Origin of the sequence: Ruania alba (genome assembly GCF_900105765.1) — a bacterium.
In the GTDB taxonomy this organism is placed as follows: Bacteria; Actinomycetota; Actinomycetes; order Actinomycetales; family Beutenbergiaceae; genus Ruania; species Ruania alba.
Genome location: NZ_FNTX01000002.1, coordinates 318,534 through 337,567, shown reverse-complemented (window position 1 = coordinate 337,567; position 19,034 = coordinate 318,534). Strand labels below are relative to the sequence as shown.

The 19,034-nt window shown below is 69.9% G+C and carries 14 protein-coding genes; 5 read left to right on the top strand and 9 right to left on the bottom strand.

What is annotated here, in order from left to right; genetic code table 11:
* Positions 1 to 71: 71 nt before the first annotated feature.
* On the top strand, positions 72 to 332 hold the full coding sequence (locus tag BLU77_RS12070) for a YdeI/OmpD-associated family protein (RefSeq protein ID WP_089773394.1): 261 nt from the start codon (positions 72 to 74) through the stop codon (positions 330 to 332).
* A 46-nt stretch (positions 333 to 378) separates the two neighbouring features.
* Here the strand turns inward: BLU77_RS12070 and BLU77_RS12065 are convergent, their stop codons facing one another.
* The gene (locus BLU77_RS12065) at positions 379 to 3,069 is read right to left on the bottom strand and encodes a lamin tail domain-containing protein (RefSeq protein ID WP_089773393.1); all 2,691 of its coding nucleotides are present in this window, start codon (positions 3,067 to 3,069) and stop codon (positions 379 to 381) included.
* Between the two features lie 163 nt (positions 3,070 to 3,232).
* Here BLU77_RS12065 and BLU77_RS12060 point away from each other — a divergent pair, with 163 nt between their 5' ends.
* The gene (locus tag BLU77_RS12060) at positions 3,233 to 3,946 is read left to right on the top strand and encodes a M50 family metallopeptidase (RefSeq protein ID WP_089773392.1); all 714 of its coding nucleotides are present in this window, start codon (positions 3,233 to 3,235) and stop codon (positions 3,944 to 3,946) included.
* A 10-nt stretch (positions 3,947 to 3,956) separates the two neighbouring features.
* On the opposite strand, the gene BLU77_RS22125 is transcribed toward BLU77_RS12060, so the two are convergent.
* Together BLU77_RS22125 and BLU77_RS12050 are read right to left on the bottom strand one after the other, a co-directional pair.
* Complete coding sequence (locus BLU77_RS22125; RefSeq protein ID WP_175477077.1) at positions 3,957 to 5,429, bottom strand: acyltransferase domain-containing protein; 1,473 nt, start codon at positions 5,427 to 5,429, stop codon at positions 3,957 to 3,959.
* Positions 5,426 to 5,701 (bottom strand): hypothetical protein, encoded by a 276-nt coding sequence (locus BLU77_RS12050; RefSeq protein ID WP_139177751.1) that lies wholly within the window; start codon positions 5,699 to 5,701, stop codon positions 5,426 to 5,428. Before BLU77_RS12050 ends, BLU77_RS22125 begins: the two co-directional genes overlap by 4 nt.
* A gap of 101 nt (positions 5,702 to 5,802) precedes the next feature.
* On the opposite strand from BLU77_RS12050, the gene pgi reads away from it, so the two are divergent.
* Positions 5,803 to 7,485, top strand: coding sequence for a glucose-6-phosphate isomerase (gene pgi / locus BLU77_RS12045; protein WP_089773390.1), 1,683 nt, complete (start codon positions 5,803 to 5,805; stop codon positions 7,483 to 7,485).
* Between the two features lie 100 nt (positions 7,486 to 7,585).
* Here pgi and BLU77_RS12040 read toward each other — a convergent pair whose 3' ends face one another.
* The 6 genes from BLU77_RS12040 to BLU77_RS12015 are packed head-to-tail and all read right to left on the bottom strand — an operon-like array spanning position 7,586 to position 14,341.
* A complete protein-coding gene (locus BLU77_RS12040; RefSeq protein ID WP_089773389.1) occupies positions 7,586 to 9,733 on the bottom strand; it encodes a right-handed parallel beta-helix repeat-containing protein in 2,148 nt (715 codons plus the stop codon).
* Positions 9,734 to 9,761: 28 nt separating this feature from the next.
* Entirely contained in the window at positions 9,762 to 10,757 is a 996-nt protein-coding gene (locus BLU77_RS12035) for a hydroxyacid dehydrogenase (protein WP_089773388.1), read from the bottom strand.
* Positions 10,754 to 11,680 (bottom strand): dihydrodipicolinate synthase family protein, encoded by a 927-nt coding sequence (locus tag BLU77_RS12030; protein WP_089773387.1) that lies wholly within the window; start codon positions 11,678 to 11,680, stop codon positions 10,754 to 10,756. The genes BLU77_RS12035 and BLU77_RS12030 overlap by 4 nt, the downstream gene beginning before the upstream one ends.
* A complete protein-coding gene (locus BLU77_RS12025; protein WP_089773386.1) occupies positions 11,677 to 12,486 on the bottom strand; it encodes an SDR family NAD(P)-dependent oxidoreductase in 810 nt (269 codons plus the stop codon). Before BLU77_RS12025 ends, BLU77_RS12030 begins: the two co-directional genes overlap by 4 nt.
* The gene (locus tag BLU77_RS12020; RefSeq protein WP_089773385.1) at positions 12,483 to 13,637 is read right to left on the bottom strand and encodes a mandelate racemase/muconate lactonizing enzyme family protein; all 1,155 of its coding nucleotides are present in this window, start codon (positions 13,635 to 13,637) and stop codon (positions 12,483 to 12,485) included. The genes BLU77_RS12025 and BLU77_RS12020 overlap by 4 nt, the downstream gene beginning before the upstream one ends.
* The gene (locus tag BLU77_RS12015) at positions 13,634 to 14,341 is read right to left on the bottom strand and encodes a GntR family transcriptional regulator (RefSeq protein WP_217632438.1); all 708 of its coding nucleotides are present in this window, start codon (positions 14,339 to 14,341) and stop codon (positions 13,634 to 13,636) included. The genes BLU77_RS12020 and BLU77_RS12015 overlap by 4 nt, the downstream gene beginning before the upstream one ends.
* Before the next feature lie 129 nt (positions 14,342 to 14,470).
* Here BLU77_RS12015 and BLU77_RS12010 point away from each other — a divergent pair, with 129 nt between their 5' ends.
* Entirely contained in the window at positions 14,471 to 17,206 is a 2,736-nt protein-coding gene (locus BLU77_RS12010) for a hypothetical protein (protein WP_217632437.1), read from the top strand.
* Positions 17,203 to 18,915 carry an acyltransferase gene (locus BLU77_RS22935; RefSeq protein WP_089773383.1) on the top strand — a complete coding sequence of 571 codons (1,713 nt, stop codon included), beginning with the start codon at positions 17,203 to 17,205 and terminating at the stop codon, positions 18,913 to 18,915. The genes BLU77_RS12010 and BLU77_RS22935 overlap by 4 nt, the downstream gene beginning before the upstream one ends.
* Positions 18,916 to 19,034 lie beyond the last annotated feature (119 nt).

Below are 19,034 nucleotides of genomic sequence, written 5' to 3'. Positions count from 1 at the left end.
CGGTCACCCTATGGGAGCGGGCGCCGTCACCAGAATGGGGAGCTGGCACCATCGGCGCCTACCATCGAGACATGTCCGCGCTCCCGGCCGGCACCGTGCACGGCCTCCCCGACGATCTCCGCGACGAGCTGACCGCGCACGAGGAGGCGCTCGCCGCCTGGCACGACATCACCCCGCTCGCGCGCAACGAGTTCATCTGCTGGGTCACCGATGCCAAGCAGCAGAAGACCCGCGAGCGGAGGATCCGGCGCACCCGGGAAGAACTCGAGGAGGGGATGCGCCGACCCTGCTGCTGGCCCGGCTGCAGTCTCCGGGAGAAGAGCAGCCGCTGACATGCCAGAGGGCCGCACCCGATCGGGTGCGGCCCTCTGGCATCGGTCAGGCGTTCGTGCGCCTGGCCACCCAGACCTTGGCGCCGAGCAGCAGTACGCCGAGCAGCAGCGCCGCCAGGGCGGCCAGTCCCAGTCCCGGCCCGACGGCGGCCCCCGTCGTGGCAAGGGCACCGTCACCGTCCGTATCGCTCCCCGCGCCCTCGACGAGCTCCAGCGGTGCCCAGCCGAGCAGCGTGCCGTCCTCGGTCTGCACGACGATCTGGTGGTCACCGAGCGTAGCGTCGGCGGCGATGGTGACGGCGATCGTCCCGTCCGTGGTCACCGAGCCCGTGGTGAGCAGCACCGGGTCCGAGTGCAGCCACACATGGACGACCTGACCGGCCGCGCCGGGGATCGTGACCTGGATCGTCTCGCCGCGCTCGGCGGTGACCGGGACGGTCACGTCACCGCGGGTGGCGTCGGTCAGGTCTTCTGCGGGTGTAGGTGTCGGAACCTCGGCACCCACCGGGGGAGCGGGATCGGTCGGTTGCGTCGGTCCCGGGTCGGTCGGCTCGGGGTCCGATGGATCGGTCGGCTCCACGCATTCCTGACCGGCGGCTGCCCGCAGCGACACCCCGTCGTGAGCGGTGTCGGAGATCCACAGCACCGTCGGGTCCAGCGCCGGATCCAGCGCGCACCACGCCATCGCCACACCCTCGTTCGTGAAGCTCGGGTTCATCCCGCTCGGCGCGTGGTACGTGGTCGACCGGGTGAGCTCGCCGCCGTCGAAGCTGAGCGCCGCGGTGCGGTTGTCGCACGCCTCGTCGCACAGCACCCACAGCTCGTTGGCGCCGGCGCGCCAGTCCAGGCCCATCGCTGCCGGCATGGCCTCGCTCGGGGCGACGGACTGCAGGTGGGTGGCGGTGCCGTCAGACTCCAGGACCACCAGGTGGACGTCACCAGTCGACTCCACGGCCACGGCGAAGATGCCACCGAAGTGCTCGCCGTACGCGGCCGGGTCGTAGACCGCGCCGGCGCCATCACGGACTTCGAGGGCAGTGGCGTCGGCGTCGGAGATCCACTCGATCCCCTCCAGGCCACCGTTCGCGCTGAGTTGGCCGGTGATCTCGGCGAGGTTCCACTCGTGCGTGGCGGTCCCGGTCTCGGCGTCCACGCGCAGCACCGACGGGCGACTGGTGCCACCGGCGGCGTTGTCGCGCTCGGTGGAGGCGAAGATCTGGCCGTCCTCGGTCACGGTGACGCCCTCGGTGTCGGGCTGGCCTCCGCCGTCGGGGTAGGTCACCACCTGGGTGCCGGTCACCACGTACTGATCGCCCTCGGCGACCATCGTGACCAGCTCGGAGGTGCCGTTGTTGACGGCGTAGAGGGTGCCGTCGGTGGCGATGTCGATGCCCGACATGTCCTCACCGAAGGTGCCCGCGGCCACGGCGTCGGTGACCTCGTCGGCGAAGGGCCACGGCTCGGCCTCGATCTCCGGTTCGACGATCTCGTCGCACGCGTTCGGGAGTTCGTGGGTGCTCTCGGAGGTCTCGGCGAAGTCGCCGGTCATGTCCGGGCAGCGCCCGAGTGTGACGGGGGCGTGGTCCTGCCAGGCCACCGAGTCCACCACGGTGCCCTCGGCGTCGCGCAGGGTGGCGCTGTCCGGGTCGCCGAGGCCGAAGTTCGGCTCGGTCTCGAATGCGCGGTAGCCGCCGGACTCGATCTCGCCGGAGAGCTCGACCGGCTCGTGCGTGGGATCGCCGTCGATGATCGTCCAGCCGGTCAGGTCCACGGACTGCTCGGTGTCGATGTTGGCCAGTTCGACCCAGTCGCCGATACCGCCGTTGGACTCGATCTCATTGATGACGATCGGGTTGTCCGATTCCCGGGCCACGTTCGCCGAACCCGGGGTGGGGCGGGTGTTGACGAAGACGCCGCTCGCGTCCGGCACGCGGCCCTCGGTGACGGCGTGCTCGGTCCATTCGTAGGAGTCGACCAGCCCGAGGCCATCGGCCACGTAGACGCGGATCATGTCGTTCTTGCCAAGACCGAAGCCGTCGTCGGTGACGTTGGTCTCGATCACCAGGAACTCGCCCGGCGCGAGCGTGGCGCCCTCGGCGATCGGCAGGGCCTTGAGGTCACTGTCGTCCCGCAGGATCCAACCCGAGAGGTCCACTTCGGTCTCGCCGTAGTTGACCAGCTCGACCCAGTCCTCACCATCACCGGGGTCGTCGGACATCACCTCGTTGACGGCGATCGTCTCCTCGGCGTCATACCACTCGGGCTCGTTCCGCTCCACGTTCGCGGCGCCGGGTGTGGGCTCGGTGTCGGTGAACTCGCCGGTGCCGTCCGGCACGCGCCCCTCGGTGAACGCGTGGTCGGTCCAGGTGTAGGAATCGACCAGGGTCTCATCCGGGGTGAACAGGCGAGCCATGTCGTTCGAGCCCAACCCGAAGCCGTCAGCGACCTCGTTGGTCTCGAAGACGGCGAAACTACCCGGCTCCAGCTCCGTGTCACCGGCGATGGTGAAGGTGTGGGTGTCATCGTCGTCGCGGATGATCCACCCGGACAGGTCCACCGGCTCGGACCCCACGTTGGTCAGCTCGACGAAATCGGGGGAGTCGTCCGCACTGTTCGACTGCACCTCGTTGATGCGGATATCGCTGTCCGTCGCCTGAGCGGGAGCGGCGGCAAGTCCGGCGAACAGGCCGGAGACAGCGACGGTGAGGCACGCTGCGGCAGTGCGGGATCGGCGCACGGGGGAACTCCTTCGGTAGGGACCCGAGCATCCTTGCGCCGCCGCACGAACTCCGGATGAACACCCGGCGACGCAGCGGCCGCCAGCCGGTGACCGGCCATCCGGCGCGATCGATGAGGGATTCCTCGTACGGGCACCCGGGTGCCTCGCCTAGGCTCGGCCTGTGGAACTGTGGGCCGAGATCGCCGAACGTATCGCACCGTCGGGCCCTGTCGCGCTCACTCACCGCGAGCTCGCGATCCTGCTGGCGATCACCCTGGTCACGATCCTGGTCGGTCCGCTCTGGCGCGCGCTGCGGCTCGCGGTGACGCTCGTGCACGAGCTGGGGCACGCCGTCGTGGGCATCCTCGCCGGCCGCCGGTTCAGCGGGTTCGTACTACGGATGGATGCCTCCGGCCATGCGATCACGCATGGACCCTCCCGTGGGTTCGGTCGCGCGGTCACCACCTGGGCGGGCTACCCGGCACCGGCCATCGTGGGTGCCGTCGCAGTAGTGCTGAGCCTGCACGGCTGGGCCGCACCGGTACTCGCGATCGCGGAACTGATCCTGCTCGGCTCGCTGATCCGAATCCGCTCGTTCCTCACGGCCGTGGTGATGATTGCCGTCATCGCCGGCGTCGGCACCCTGTGGTGGTTCGCCGACGAACGGTGGCAAGCGATCGCCGTGCTGTTGATCGGCGTGGTCCTGCTGCTCGGCGCCTGGCGGCACCTGGGTGCCGTGGTGCGGGATCGCTCCGCGGGCAGTGACCCGGGAGTGCTCGCCTCTCTGACCCCGCTCCCGCGGTGGGTCTGGACGGGGACCTTCGTGCTGGCCTGCGGCGGCGCCACCTGGTGGGCGATCGACTCGTTGGTCGACGCGATGCCGCCGATCTTCTGACCGGTTGCCGTCAGGTGGGTGGCACGCTCCACCCACGCCGCGCCAGTACTGCCGCGATGTCGGGCCGGTAGTACCCGGGCCCTTTGAGCACCTTCCCGTCCTCACGCAGGATCGGTCGCCCGTCCGCACCCAACTTGGACAGGTTCGAACCCTGGATCTCCGCGAGCACGTCGGCCAGCGGGATCCCGCATTCCAGGGCCATGCCATACAGCACGTAGATGAGGTCTCCGATCGCATCGGCCGCCTCGACGACGTCCCGTGCGCCGTCATCCAACGTCACCGCCCGTGCGTATGCCTCGTCCATCACCTCGCCGGCCGCCGTGCCGTACACGGCAGCGACCAGTTCGGCGGCCTCCTCAGCGATCAGTGCCATCCGCATCGGCACCCGCTGCGAGGCGAGCGAGGGTTCCGCGCCCATCGGCACCTGGTACACCTCGTGGAACTGTCGCACCAAGGATTCCGGGACCTCGGCGCCCGGCCTGGCAAGGTCAGGGCTCGCAAGGTCAGCGCCCACGGCGTCTGCGCCAGCGAGATCGGCACCGTGCCACCCGGCACCGTCAGCACTGGTGACCTCGCCACTCCGGCGAGCTCCGCCGTCGGCGATCGGCAACGGCGCGACGCCGGCGCAGGTGCGCCACTCGCCCCCACCGCGCAGGTGTGCGAGCACACCGCGCTGCAGGCTCGACTCGGCCGGCAGCGCCTCGAGATCGACCTGCCCGCGGCGAGCGAACACGAAGAACAGCACATCGGCGTTCCCCGGCTGGCTGTGCCCGGTGAGTTCCCAGCGCGTCCCGAAGGCCACGATGTTCGACCGTTCCGGCAGCACCTCGGCCAGCTGCGGGTCCAGCAGCCAACTCATGCAGTGCAGCCCCACCAGCGGGTGGTCCGGGAAGTGCCGGGCGAAGAACGGGCCCACCCGGGCGAACGAGGCGTCCACCGCGGCCGGAGCCAGGGACCCGGTGCGCGGGATGTGCGCCGACGCGCACAGCCCCTCGTCGGTGCGTTCGAACGTGTACTGCAGCCGGCCCAGCCAGTACAGCCCGCCGGCCCACGCGTTCAGCACCCAGCCGTGGGTGTGGATGCCGAACTCGCCGAATGTGAGGCGGTGCACCGCCACCTGCTGGCCGAGATCGGCCAGGGAGCGCCACGAGATCGCGTCGCTGATCCCGCGGCTGCGGTGGAAGGCCCGCACCTCCGGCACGGTCACCAGGAGGGCGGCGAGCGCACGATCGGGTTCCCCCGGTCGCCCGTCGGAGAGCTGCCACACCTCCCCGGCGATCTCCCGGGTGACGTCGCCGACCCGCTCATGCAGCAGCCCCGCGAGCTCCGCGATCCGATCGATCGCAGCCGGGTCATCGAGGAGACGGCCGCACAGGGCGAGCATGTCCCGGGCGTCGGCATCGGTGAAGCCGAGCAGGGCCAGCGTCTCCGGCAGGTCCGGGGCGGCGAGCCGGGCGCGTACCTGGGTGGGGGAGAGGGTCACCGGGTCTCGTCCGTGCGCTGATCGCTGGTCTCGGTGAGACGGTCGACGGCGGAGGTGAGGTTCTCCGGTGCGTCCACTCCGGTGCGGGCGACCTTGGCCTCGAACGCCTTGGCCGCCAGCTCGTTGGCTCGCTCGCGCTGTTCTGCGGCCAGCTGGTCGATCTCGTCGGCGAGCTCCTGCGCACGATCGACGGTGCCCTCGGCGGTGGGGTCGAGATCGGTGAGCTCGGCCTGGATCTCCAGCATCCGATGACGGAAGTCTGCACTGTCCATCGCCCCAGGGTAGTGCGCAGCGATCACCTGTTCGATTCCCATGCCTGCCCGAGCCGTCTACGGTTGAGGCGTCACCCGCCGCACCTTGTCAGGGAGAGAATGTGACTACCGCCCCGATCGACGTCACCAGCACCGCCACCTGGGCCGAGCTGATCGACCACTGCCGCACCCTCGAGCCCGACCTGCGGGGCTGGTTCGCCGAGGACCCTGGCCGTGCGCAGCGGCACGCGCACCAGGTCGCCGACCTGCACGTGGACCTGTCGAAGAACCTGGTCACCGACGAGACGATGGCGCTGCTGGTGCGGCTGGCCGAGGAGGTACAGCTGGGGGAGCGCATCGAGGCGATGTTCCGCGGCGATCACATCAACGTGACCGAGGATCGCGCCGTGCTGCACACCGCCCTGCGCCGGCCCGCCGGTGCGGAGCCGAGCCTGCACGTGGACGGGCAGGACATCGATGCCGACGTGCACGCCGTGCTCGCGAAGATGTACGCCTTCGCGGAGAAGGTGCGCAGCGGGGAGTGGACCGGGGTGACCGGCAAGCCGGTGCGCACCGTGGTGAACATCGGTATCGGTGGCTCCGACCTCGGCCCGGTGATGGCGTACGAGGCGCTGCAGCCGTACGTCGCCGACGGGCTCGAGGTGCGCTTCGTCTCCAACATCGACCCCACCGACGTGGCCGAGACGACCAAGGGCCTGGACCCGGAGACCACCCTGTTCATCGTCGCGTCGAAGACCTTCGGCACCCTGGAGACGCTCACCAACGCGCGTCTTGCGCGGGAGTGGCTGTGGGAAGGGCTGGTGGCGGCCGGCGCGATCGAGAACGTCGAGGACGCCCGCACTGCCGCGGTGTCCGCGCACTTCGTGGCCGTGTCCACCGCCTTGGACAAGGTGGCCGCGTTCGGTATCGACCCGGAGAACGCGTTCGGCTTCTGGGACTGGGTGGGCGGCCGCTATTCGGTGGACTCTGCGATCGGCACCTCCCTGGCGATCGCGATCGGCCCGGAGCGCTTCGCCGAGTTCCTCGCCGGGTTCCACGCGGTGGACGAGCACCTGCGCACCGCCCCGTTGGCGCAGAACGTGCCGGTCCTGATGGGGCTGCTGAACGTCTGGTACGTGAACTTCCTCGGTGCGGAGAGCCACGCGGTACTGCCCTACGCCCAGCACCTGCACCGGTTCCCCGCCTATCTGCAGCAGCTCACCATGGAGTCCAACGGCAAGAGCGTTCGCTGGGACGGCTCACCCGTCACCACCGACACCGGGGAGATCTTCTGGGGCGAGCCCGGCACGAACGGCCAGCACGCCTTCTACCAGCTGATCCACCAAGGCACCCGACTCATCCCCGCCGACTTCATCGCCGTCGCGAACCCGGCGCACCCGCTGACCGATGGTGAGACCGATGTGCACGGCCTCTTCCTCGCCAACTTCTTCGCCCAGACCAAGGCACTCGCGTTCGGCAAGACCGCCGAGGAGGTGCGCGCCGAGGGGACGGCCGAGGCCATCGTCCCGGCCCGGGTGTTCGAGGGGAACCGCCCGACGACGTCCGTCCTGGCCCCCGCGCTGACGCCGTCCGTGCTGGGTCAGCTGATCGCCCTGTACGAGCACATCACCTTCGTCCAGGGCGTGGTCTGGGGCATCGACTCCTTCGACCAGTGGGGGGTGGAGCTGGGCAAGCAGCTCGCCGGTGAGCTCGCCCCCGCGGTGGCCGGGGACGCCGAGTCGCTCGCGACCCAGGATGCGTCGACCAAGGCGCTGATCGGGAAGTACCTGGAGCTGCGCGGCTGACGCCCCACCCGACCACGCAGGGGTTGGGCAAGGTTGTGGTCGGTTGTCGGCCCAGAAGCGGCCACCACGTTGCCCAACCGGTGGGCTGTCGCACGCGCAGCTAGAAGACCGACCGTGCCCGCGTCGGTGGGGTGGGGTCGGGCAACGTCGGCTGGCCGAGCGGGTGGCGACGTTCCGCGGCGGGGCGCGGGCCGGCGTCGGAGATCGGGGTGACGGTCTTGGCTAGCGCCGGCGATCCCGCCAGCGGTGTGAAGTCCCGCGCCTCCGGGTCCCGCAGCAGCGGATCGGTGACCACCGAGTGGGTGTCGTGGCCGGCGGCGAGCCACTCCTCGTCCGCGGGGTGCACCAGCGACCAGTCCCGCTCGTGGCCGGATCCCTCGACCCGGCCGTTCGCGGCGATCACGGACCCGTGCGTGGCCGCGTAGTCCCAGATGAGGTTGAGATCGCTACGGACGTTGAACGCGCGCACGTCGTCCGGGCGTTCGTGGTGCCCACCGAAGGCCGGTCGCCCCTGCCCGAGGATCACGTTGTTCATCACCGTGAGCCCGACCTGCTCCTCCGGTCGGGTGACCGCGATCTGCCCCTCGCCGCCGAACGCGAACAGGTTGTCCCGGACGATGTTCTCCCGTCCGTAGTGCAGGTGCATGCACTGGCTGGAGGTGTCGTGCACCGTGTTCTGCTCGACCACCACGTGCGAGGACGCCTCGTCCAGGTAGATGCCCCAGCCGCCGTAGTTGCGGCACCGGACGTCGTGGATGTGGTTGCCTCGCACGACGGTGCCCGGTGCGATCCCGAGCAGGTAGATCCCGCCCATGTCGTTGAGCTCGCCCTGCCCGAGGTGGTGCAGGTGGTTGCCCTCGATGATGTTCCCGACCGAGGCGCTGGCGTGATAGTCCCAGACCCACCCCACCGAGATCGCGGTGTAGAGCATGTCCGCGACCTCGTTGTGCGCGATCACGTGATGCGCCCCGTGCTGAACCAGGATCCCCACACATCCGGGGTAGGTGCGGCCTCCGGAGCGGATCGTGCAGTCGCTGACCTCGTTGTGGCTGACGAATCCCGGCGCGCTCGCCTCGGTTGCACCCCCGGCCCGGACGCCCCCGGCGCCCAGGTCGGTCATGTCGACGCCGGAGACCAGCGCCCCACGGGTGCCCTCGCCGAGCTCGATCCCGTACCCACCGACGTGGGAGATGCCGCCGCCGACGATGGCGCAGGCGCGCGCGTACCGCAGCTGCAGCGCGGCCGGCACCTGACAGGCCGCCTGAATGTCGCTGCCGTACTCGCCCGCCGGTAGCAACGGATCCTCCCGCACCCCGAAGGGCGGGACCGCGGCGGGCGCGGTGGCGAAGTCCGCATAGGCGAACTCGACGTTCTCGAAGCGCACCTCACGGACCGGCTCGTCCGCACTGCCCGCGATCACTACGAAGCTGTCGATCACCGGCAGGTGCGCGCGCAGCGAGGCGGCATCCTCGTCCGGCAGCGGTGCGTACAGCACGTGCGGGGAGCCGAGTCCGCTGATGCTGCCGGTGGTGTCGAGGTACCACTCGCCCCCGTCCTCGCCCAGCGCCTCGACGACGTTGTCGAGGTAGTAGGTGGCGAACCTCTTGGTGCTGTCGTCCCGCAGGGCGAACAGGCTGCGGTACGGGCTCGTGATGGTGCGCGTGTCGTGGTCGATGGTCCCGATCGGGAGCCTCTCCTGCACCCAGTAGTGCGGCACCACCACCTCCACCCGCTCCGGTTCGGACAGCTCCGGGACATCGCCCTCGGCGAAGGTGAAGGTGTCCCCGCCGTCGAACATGGTGCCGACCCCGTGCGCGGCCGGGTCCAGCGCGCCGGCGCCGGCCATCCGCAGCCGTCCGGCGCGGGGCAGGCGGGGGCGGGAGCGACGTTCTCCTTCGATGTAGAGCGCGCGGCTCCCGTGCGCCGGTGCCGGTGCCGCGAGCAGCGCGTGCCCGTTGACGGTCACGGGCTGCCACTCGGTCACCGGGGTGGACCCGTCGAAGACCGGCCGGTCCTGGGCATCGAGCGCCACGAAGGAGGTGAAGGAGTCGGCGGGGCCGAGCCGGAGCGTCTCGTGGTGCGCGTAGTGCCCTCCCGCGATCCAGGCCACCGCGCGCTGCCCCGGTGCGCGCCGGGCACGGATCAGCGTCATCGCCGTGATCAGCGAGTCGACCGGGTAGCCCAGGGAGCCGTCGGCGTAGCGCGAGCCGTTCGGGTGAACGAATACTTCGATCCGGTCGGTGGACATCGGACTCCTTCGTGGTGGCGTGCGGGCGCTAGGCCCGCAGGCGTGCGGCCGCTTCGGTGACCTGGTGCTCGAGCGGCCGGTCGGTGAGCCATCGTTCCAGCTCGCCGACCACGAGGCGGCCCAGGGAACGCCGCTCGGTGCCGATGCTGCCGGCGATGTGGCCGGTGAGCTTGACGTTGCCGAGCTCGTAGAGCGGGCTGCCGTCCGGCGGTGGCTCTGGCCAGGTCACGTCCAGGACGGCGTACAGGTCCTCGCGTTCCCGCAACAGGTCGACGAGAGCCTCCTCGTCCACCAGTGCCCCGCGGGCGGTGTTGATCAGCGTGGCTCCCCGCGGGAGGGCGCGCAGCGCCTCTGCGCCGACCAGCTTGTCGTTCTCGCCGGGAATCCACGGTGCGTGGATGCTCACCACGTCGCTCTCGGCGAACAGGTCGGTGAGGGTGCGGTACTGGTGCACCCCGACGGCGTCCCTCGCCTCGAGGTAGGGGTCCCAGACGCCGATGTGGTGGCCGAAGCGGCGCAGCCGGTCGGCGACCTTGCGTGCGATCGAACCGAAGCCGACGAGTCCGATACGCCGGTCGTACATCCCCAGGCCGGTGTGGTCCGGCAGGAAGGTGTGCGTGGCGCGCAGGTGGGCGCTCGAGCGGTGCTCACCGGTGAGAGCGAGCACGGTGTTCGCTAGGACATACTCGGCGACCGGTTCGTTGTTCGCGTCGGCGGCCGAGACGACGGCGATGCCACGCTGCCAGAACTCCTCGGTGACCAGGTGCCGGACCGAGCCGGCGGAGTAGAGCACGAGGCGCAGCGCGGGCATCCGGTCGAGCAGCTCCGGGGTCAGGCGTGGGGTTCCCCACCCGCCGACGAGCACCTCCACCTCCGACAGTCGAGGAGAGTCCAGCAGGGACTCCTTCGTGGTGTGGACGTCGTCGATGTCCAGCAGGTCGCTGAGGCGTTGCTGCTCGGACGGTCCGAAGACAGTCTCCAGGGCGCTGGGATCGAGCAGGTAGCTGCCGACCGGGGTCCTCATGGGCGCGTCTCCTTCGCTCGTGCCGGCCCGGTGGCCGCGACGGCTGCGGGGTAGTCCCGGATCTCGGCCAGCCGGGCGAGCGCGGCCTCGTCGAGGTTGCTGTGCGGCGGGCGCACACCACCCATCTCGAGGCCTTCCCAGCGCAGCAGCTGTTTGATGACCGAGACGTTGTAGCGTCCCGCCCCCTCCGCCCGGAGCGCTTCCACCGTCCCGACGTACTTGTCGATCAGCCGGTGCACCGCCGGCAGATCGCCGCTCACCAGACCGCGGTGCATGGCGAGTGCGATCTCCGGACGGGCATTGGCGATCCCGGAAGTGAACGAGGTGACGCCGATCCCGGCGAACGCCGGGCTGTTCCACTCGGCGAGCCCGTTGATCCAGGTGCATGCCGATCCCGCGCCCGCCCGGAGGAGAGTGCCGAGGGTGTGCAGGTCCGGCCGCGCGTACTTCACCCCGACCACGCGGTCCTGCTCGGCGAGGAAGCGGAGCTGGGCACCGGAGAGGCGGGTGGAGCGCAGGTACAGCACGATCGGGAGTGCGGATTGCCGCGCGAGGTGGGTGTAGAAGCGGACCAGTCCGTCGCCGTCGCCGAACGGGTCGGACGGTTCATGGATCATCGCCGCGTGGTAGCCGAGGGCGGCAGCGGTCTCGACCTGGCGGAGCACGCCGGTCATCGGACCGGTCACCCCGGCGATCAACGTGCCGGAATGACCGGCACCGGCCACCGCCTGCAGCACGGCGTGCCGCTCGGCGTCCTCCAGCTGCTGCACCTCGGCCGTATTGCCCAGCGCGGTGAGCACCGGAACCCCGCCGGCACTGACCCGGGCGGCGAGCGCGGCGACCTTCTCGGTGTCGACCCGGTCCGTCCCGCCCTGGTACCCGGTCACGAGCACGGCCGTGACGCCGTCGAGAGCCACGCTCACGTGGTTCCTCCTCGTTCGGACTCGAGTTCGACCTCCGACGTCGCCTGCCGGGCCTGGACGCTGAGGCCACCGTCGATGGTGATCACCTGGCCGGTGATGTACGCGGCGTCGTCGGAGGCGAGGAAGGTCGCGACGCCGGCGACCTCGTCCCCGGTGCCGGCGCGCCCGAGCGGGATGGGCGTCACCTCGGCTGCCTGGACGGCGGAGGGGATGCCCTGGAACCGATCGTTCGAGATCGCCCCCGGTGCGATGGCGTTCACCCGGAGGCCGTGCGGTGCCAGCTCCAGGGCGGCGGCGCGGGTGAACGACTCGATCGCCCCCTTCGTCGCGTCGTAGGCGACCGCGTCGCGGTGGGCCTTCGTCGCGCCGATCGAGGAGATGTTGACGACGCAGCCACCCGGGCCCATCCGCTCGGCGGCCGCGCGGGTGCACAGGTACGTGCCACGGGCCCCGACGGCGAACTGCCGGTCCCACTCAGTGAGCGTGAGCTCGAAGAACGGCACCCGCCCGAGCATCGGGACGGCGGCGTTGTTGACGAGGACGTCGATCCCGCCGAGCTCGCTGTGCACCCGGGTGAGCATCTGCTCCACGGCGGTCGGGTCGCTGACGTCGGCGGGAACGGCGATCGCTCGGCGTTCGTCGGTGCTCAGCTGTTTGGCCAGCTCGTCGGCCTCGCCCTCGGCGAGCGTATTGATCGCCACGTGCGCACCCTCACCGGCGAATCGTTCGACGATCGCACGCCCGATGTTGCGCCCCCCGCCGGTGACGAGCACGCGGGCTCCCCGGAACCGGCCGCCCGCGCTCATGGTGTCCCCACCCGGTCGATCACCGAACCGGACGTGGTGTCCCAGCGCAGCGGCCCGCTGGCACGCTGCAGCTGCTCGGAGTCGATTGCCATCCCGAGCCCCGGACCGCCCGGGGCGATGAGCGCACCGTCACGGTAAGTCACCGGGTCGGTGACGACGTCGCTGGTGTAGAGCAGCGGACCGACCGGGTCGGCGGCGACCCGCGCGCTGGCTGTGGCCATCCCGAAATGCGCCGCGGCGGCGGTCCCGATCGAGAGCTCCTGGGTGGTGCCGATCAGGCAGTCCAGCCGGGCCGCCTCGGCGATCGCGACCACCTGCTGGGCAGGGGTGATGCCGCCGAGCGCGAACAGCCCGACGTTGAACACATCCACGGCCTTCTCCGTAGCGAGTCTGAGCGCAGCGCGGGCGTCGTACACGTGCTCGCTCACCGGGATCAGGGTCCGACGGCGTACCTCGGCCAGGCCGTCGACGTCGCCTTCGTAGGCGGGTGCTTCGACGAGGCTGTAGTCGACGTCCCGGGTGCGTTCGATGAAGCGCATGGCGGCCGGCGCGTCGAGCAGGTTGGAGAAGTCGAGGGACTTGATCTGTGCCCGGTCGGCGAAACGCTCGCGCAGCCGGCGCAGGAACTGCTCGTCGAGGTCGAGATCGCCGCCGACGTAGACGCGGAACATCGAGAAGCCGGCGGCCAGCTTCTCCGCCATGATCGCCAGGTTCGCCTCGATATCGGACTCCTGGCGCTGCCGGAAGATCGGGTAGGCCACCGGGAGTGCGGTGCGGACCGCCCCGCCGAGGAGGGCGGTGACGCTTCGCCCGGTTGCCTTGCCACGCAGGTCCCAGAGGGCGATGTCGACGCCGCAGCGAATGACGGCGCCCTTGTCGTACAACGACCCGGCCGAGGGGAACGCCTCGGTGAGCACTCCGGAGATCTGGTTCGCATCCCAGATCTCGACTCCGACGAGCATCGCCCGCAGCGAGGAGGACAGGTCGTCGACGTCCGGATGGAATCGGGGCAGATGCTGCAGATCCGACATCTCACCGATGCCGACGAGTCCGTCATCAGTCTCGATCTCGACGATGACGTGCCCACAGACGAAGCCGGTCGAGCGTGCGATATTGACCGGGGTGAGCCGGATGTCGGTGATCGTGGTCACGACTCGGTGTCCTGGTCGAGTGCCTGCAGTGTTCCCTCTGCCGCGGTGCTGATGTGATGGCGCAGGATCGTGGCGGCGCTCTCGCCGTCGCCCCGTTCGAATGCGTCCAGGAGCTGCCGGTGCTCGGCGAGTTCCTGATCGTAGGTGGCGCGCACGTGCCAGCCGGCGGTCGCGATGAACATGCTCAGCGCCTGCAGCTTGTCGAGGAAGTCGATGAGCAGGTCGTTCCCGCACGCGGCGTACAGGCAGCGGTGGAACGCGCGATTGGTCACGCTGAGCTCGGCGGTGTTCTCGGAGGTGACCAGGGCCTCGGTCCGGCGGAGGAGCTGGCGTGCCTCGTCGAGCTCCGAGGCGCCACGCGTGGCGATGGCCAGGTGGAGCGCCTGTGGTTCGACGGCGAGGCGTGCATCGGTCACCTCGCGCACGATCGCGGCGTCGAGCACCCGCACCCGCATCCCCTGATACGCGGTCGAGACCACCAGGCCGCTCGACTGCAGCTGTTTCAGTGCCTCCCGGATCGGGGTCTTGGAGACGCCGAGCATGGCGGAGAGCTCACGCTCGACCAGGGGTGTGCCCTGGGGGAGTCGGGTGTCGAGGATCGCGGCCTGGATCACGTCTCGGACGCGGTCGCCGCGCGAGACCGGCTGCTCGAGGGCGAGGGTCGGCTTCGGTGCCGGCCCCGTCGTCTCCGCTGGGGGTGTCATGGGGACCATCTCTACCAGCGATGACCTCCGATCGCAAGATATTGTATCTGGTATCGCACGATGCTACGTTCGACGTTCTCGCCGCGAACTGGGCGAGACACGGATCGAACAGAACACCAGGAGTTCTTTGTGCCCGGCTCAGCGCAGCACACCGTCGTGATCAGCCCGGCCGCGGATATCGGCCCTGCCGCACAGCACGGGATCGAGATGCTCGGTCGCGCGTTGGCCGAGGCAGGGGTGAGCCTGTGGACAGATCCGCTCGGTGAGACCGCTCGGCGACCGGACGACGATGAGCTGAGGATCGTCGTGGCCGGGCGCACGGCACCAGCGATCCTGGCGCTGGAGCGCCAGGAATGGCTGCTCTACAACACCGGCGAGCCGGGGCCGAACGGCTTCTACCTCAGCATGCTGCCCGGACGCATCCTGGTGGTCACCGGTGCCGACGACGCGGGCGTGCTCTACGGCTGCCAGGAGCTCGCACGGATCGTCACCCGCCACGGCGGGATCCCGGAGGACCTCGATATCGGCCAGACGCCCGACCTGGCATTGCGAGGCCCAGCGATCGGGCTGCAGCGGACCGAGGTCGAACCACCGCGGCAGGTCTACGAGTACCCGATCACCCCCGATCGGTTCGAGTGGTTCTACGACCGCGACCTGTGGCTCGAGGTGCTCGAGACCTTGCTCGCTCAGCGCGCCAACGTGATCTACCTCTGGAGCGGCCACCCGTTCGCCTCCTTCGTGCAGACGGAGCAGTTCCCCGAGGCGCTCGAAGTGACGCCGGAGGAGCTCGCGCTGAACCGCGAGACGCTCGCATGGCTGGTGGCCGAAGCCGGACGGCGGGGCATCCGGCTGTTCCTGATGTTCTACAACATCCACATCCCGCTGCCATTCGCCCGGCACCACGACATCCCGCTGCACCAGCCCCGCCCCACCGAGCTCACCTCGCGCTACACCCGGGCAGTGCTGACCGACTTCGTCACCGACTTCCCGCAGGTCGGGCTGTACGTCTGCCTCGGTGAGGTGCTGCAAGGCGACCTCTACGGCACGGAATGGTTCACCGAGACGATCCTTCCCGCCGTCGAGGACGGGGTGGCGGCCGCGGGAGTCGAGGAACCGCCACCGATCCTGCTGCGCGCCCACTCGCTCGATCCGAAGCCCGTGATCGAGGCCACCGGCAGCAGGTACCCGGCGCTGCACACCGAGGCGAAGTACAACGGCGAGTCCCTGACCACGTGGAACCCGCGGGGGAAGTGGCAGCAGACCCACCGGTACCTCGCATCCCTCGGCGGGATCCATGTGGTCAACATCCACATCCTCGCCGACCTGGAACCGTTCCGGTACGGCTCGGTGACCTTCATCCAGCGGAGCGTGCAGGCCATCCGGCACCGCCTCGGGAGCAACGGTCTGCACCTGTACCCGCTGTTCTACTGGGAGTGGCCGCTCTCGCCCGATCGCGTGCAGCCGCGGCTACGGCAGCTCGATCGGGACTGGATCTGGTTCGAGGCGTGGCATCGCTACGCGTGGAAGTCCGACCGTGACGCCGACGCCGAACGGGACTACTGGACGAGGCGCCTCGCCGAGCAGTTCGGTTCCGAGCGGGCCGGAGCGGCGGCACTCGAGACTCTCGAGGCGATGGGGCAGATCGCCCCCCGGCTGGTGCGCCGGCTGGGGATCACCGAGGGCAACCGGCAGACGCTCAGCCTCGGGATGACACTCAGCCAGCTCACCAACCCCGCCCGGCACCGCGCCTACGAGGACCTGTGGCTCTCCCACGCGCCGGCGGGGGAGCGGCTGGAGGAGTTCGTCGCGACCGAGGTGGCCGGTGGGGTGCACGTGGGCGAGACCCCGCTGGACGTCGTCGAGGAGGCGGTCCGCTTCGCCTCACGGGCGGGGGCCTCGGTTGAAGGAGGTCGTGCAGCGGTCCGCAGCGAGGCGTCCGAGTACGAGCGGCTCGCCAGTGATGCCCACGCCATCGCTCTGATCGCCGACTTCTACGACCTCAAGGTGCGGGCCGCCGTCGAGATCCTGTGCGCCCGGGCCACGTTCGACGGTGACCACCGTGCCCTCGCCGGCCGACTGCGGGAGGCGGTCACCCTGGTGGAGGCGAGCGTGGCGGTGTACCGCCGGCTGGCCGAGCTGACCTCGCGGACCTATTGGTACGCCAACAGCATGCAGACGCCGCAACGCAAGATCCCGTTCCCGAACGGCAAGGAGTTCGGGCACTGGGAGCAGTGCCTGCCCGAGTACGAGGCCGAGCTGGAGCACCTGCGCGCCAACGTCGAGATCCTCGCCCGTGGTGACCTGCCACCGGCCGTCGCGCAGCGCCCGGCACTGCCTGGCCGGTTCTGCCCGATCGATCTCACGGTCCATGCCGGCGGCGAGGCCTTCGAAGTGGCGGAAGGAAGCGCGCTCTTCGACGACGTGGACGAACCGGTGATCGCCCTCGCCGAGGAGCTGACCGGACTACGCGGGATCCGGTTCACCAAGTCCGCCGTGCTCGGCGGTGAGGCGAGCGTGGAGTTCTCGCTGGCGGAGGAGGGGCACCTGCTGGTCGGCTACTTCAAGGACGCCAGCCCCACCTGGCTGCAGGTGCCGGACCTGGAGACCAACACCCACGCCGACGACCGTGGCGGGCTGACCCCGGTGCTGACCTCGGCGGTGACCGTGTCCTGGAACCCGTCGGTGGACGTGCACGCCTTCCGCTACGAGGCCGGGCGGCATACCTTCGCCCCCGGTGGCGGCGCCTACGTGATCCTCGGTGCGGTCGCCGCAGACCAGGAGTTCACCGGTCGCAGCGTCTCGGCGACCGAGCGCGAGGACTCCTTCGACTGGCTGTACGAGAACCCGATCAGGAGCAAGGCATGAGCGACGACCAGGCCAACCCCTTCGACCGTGACCACTACGACTACTCCTCCTGGTTCTTCTGGGCGCAGGCCAGCGAGGAGCAGAAGCAGGAACAGCTCGCCCAGCAGGAACAGTTCCTCCGCTCCCGGCCGGATTCCTCGATCGGCGAGCGGTGCTTCATCTCCCCGCTGGCAGCGGTACAGGTGGAGAGACTGGCCCTCGGGCGCAGCTGCTACATCTCCGGGCACGCCTATCTCACCGGCACCCTGGAGACCGGGCCGAACTGCACGATCAACCCGTTCTGCGTGGTCCGGGGCACCATCCGCCTCGGACACTCGGTCCGCATCGGCGCACACACCTCGATGCTGGCCTTCAACCACACCATCACCGATCCCGACGTCCCGGTCTTCAAGCAACCGATCTCCCAGCGAGGCATCACCATCGGCGACGACGTGTGGATCGGCTCGCACGTGATGGTCCTGGACGGCATCACGATTGGCGACCGGGCCGTCGTCGGGGCCGGATCGATCGTGACCAAGGACGTCCCGGCCGGTGCGATCGTGGCCGGAAACCCAGCGACCGTGCGCAAGTGGCGGGTCGCCGAGCTCGAGCCGCAACCGACGGCGTCCGCTCCAGCGGGCGAACCGACCCTCGCCCAGGAGCTGCGCACCTTCGACGAGAGGGCGCGCGGGCAGGCGGAGGAGATCCTGGATCGATCCTGGAACCGCTCCCTGGAGCGGTTCGTGGACGCACCCGGGCGGCCGCCGACGGTCCGTGCGCATTGCGACGCGATCGAGGTGGCGGCCTACCTGACCGGGGAGGTTCCGCCTCAGCTCAGCCGCGAGGCGCACGTGTCGTGGCTGCAGGGGCTGCAGGACCCCGGCTCAGGCATGATCGCCGAGCTCGACGCGTCCGGGCGCCCCGGGCCGGCGGTGACCGATCTGAGCGTCGGCGAGGCGCACTATCACGTGCTCTGTGTGGGCTACGCGCTCGAGGTGCTCGGATCGCGCTTCGCCTATCCGATCCATGCGGTGGACCGGCTTGGTGCGGATGGGCTGATCGAGCTGCTGGACGGGCTGCCGTGGCAGGGAACCCCGTGGCGCAGCAGCAACACCGCGGACATGCTGGGTACGGCGCTGCTGTGGAACACCCGCGCCGCCGCGCCCCGCGCTGCCACCACCGCAGCCGGGCTGTTCGGATGGCTGCACACCCACGTCGACCCGGCTACCGGGATGTGGGGCACCGACGATCCGCGCTCGGGTCGGCTGCAGACGGTGAACGCCTTCTACCGGACCTCCCGCGGCTCGTTCGCCCAATTCGGGCTGCCGCTACCCCATCCCGAGCGCGTCGTGGACACGGTGCTCGCGCACGCCCAGGATGCCCGGTACTTCGCGTCCGATCGTCAGAACGCGTGCAACGTGCTCGACGTGGCGCATCCGCTGTGGCTCGCTAGTGGTCGCAGCGGCTACCGCCGGGACGAGATCCGGCAGGTGGCCCGCGGGCTCCTCGCGGACGCACTGACGCACTGGCAGCAGCACGGTTTCGCCTTCGCCGCGGCCTCCGGCACCGGCCGCGACCCAGTGGCGGAGACACCCGGGCTGCAGGGCACCGAGATGTGGTTGGCGATCATCTGGTACCTCGCCGATCTGCTCGAGGTCAGTAATGCGCTGAGCTACCGGCCGGGCGGGGTGCACCGGCCCGAGCCCGCAGGCTCGTTGAACCTCCGGTAGCCCACGAATCCAGGCCTCCCAGGACGCACGACACCCGACATACATCATAGGTACTACCTTGACTGCAAGGGTCATACATAGTACCTTCGAGCGAGGATGTTGGCACGAGGATGTGGAAC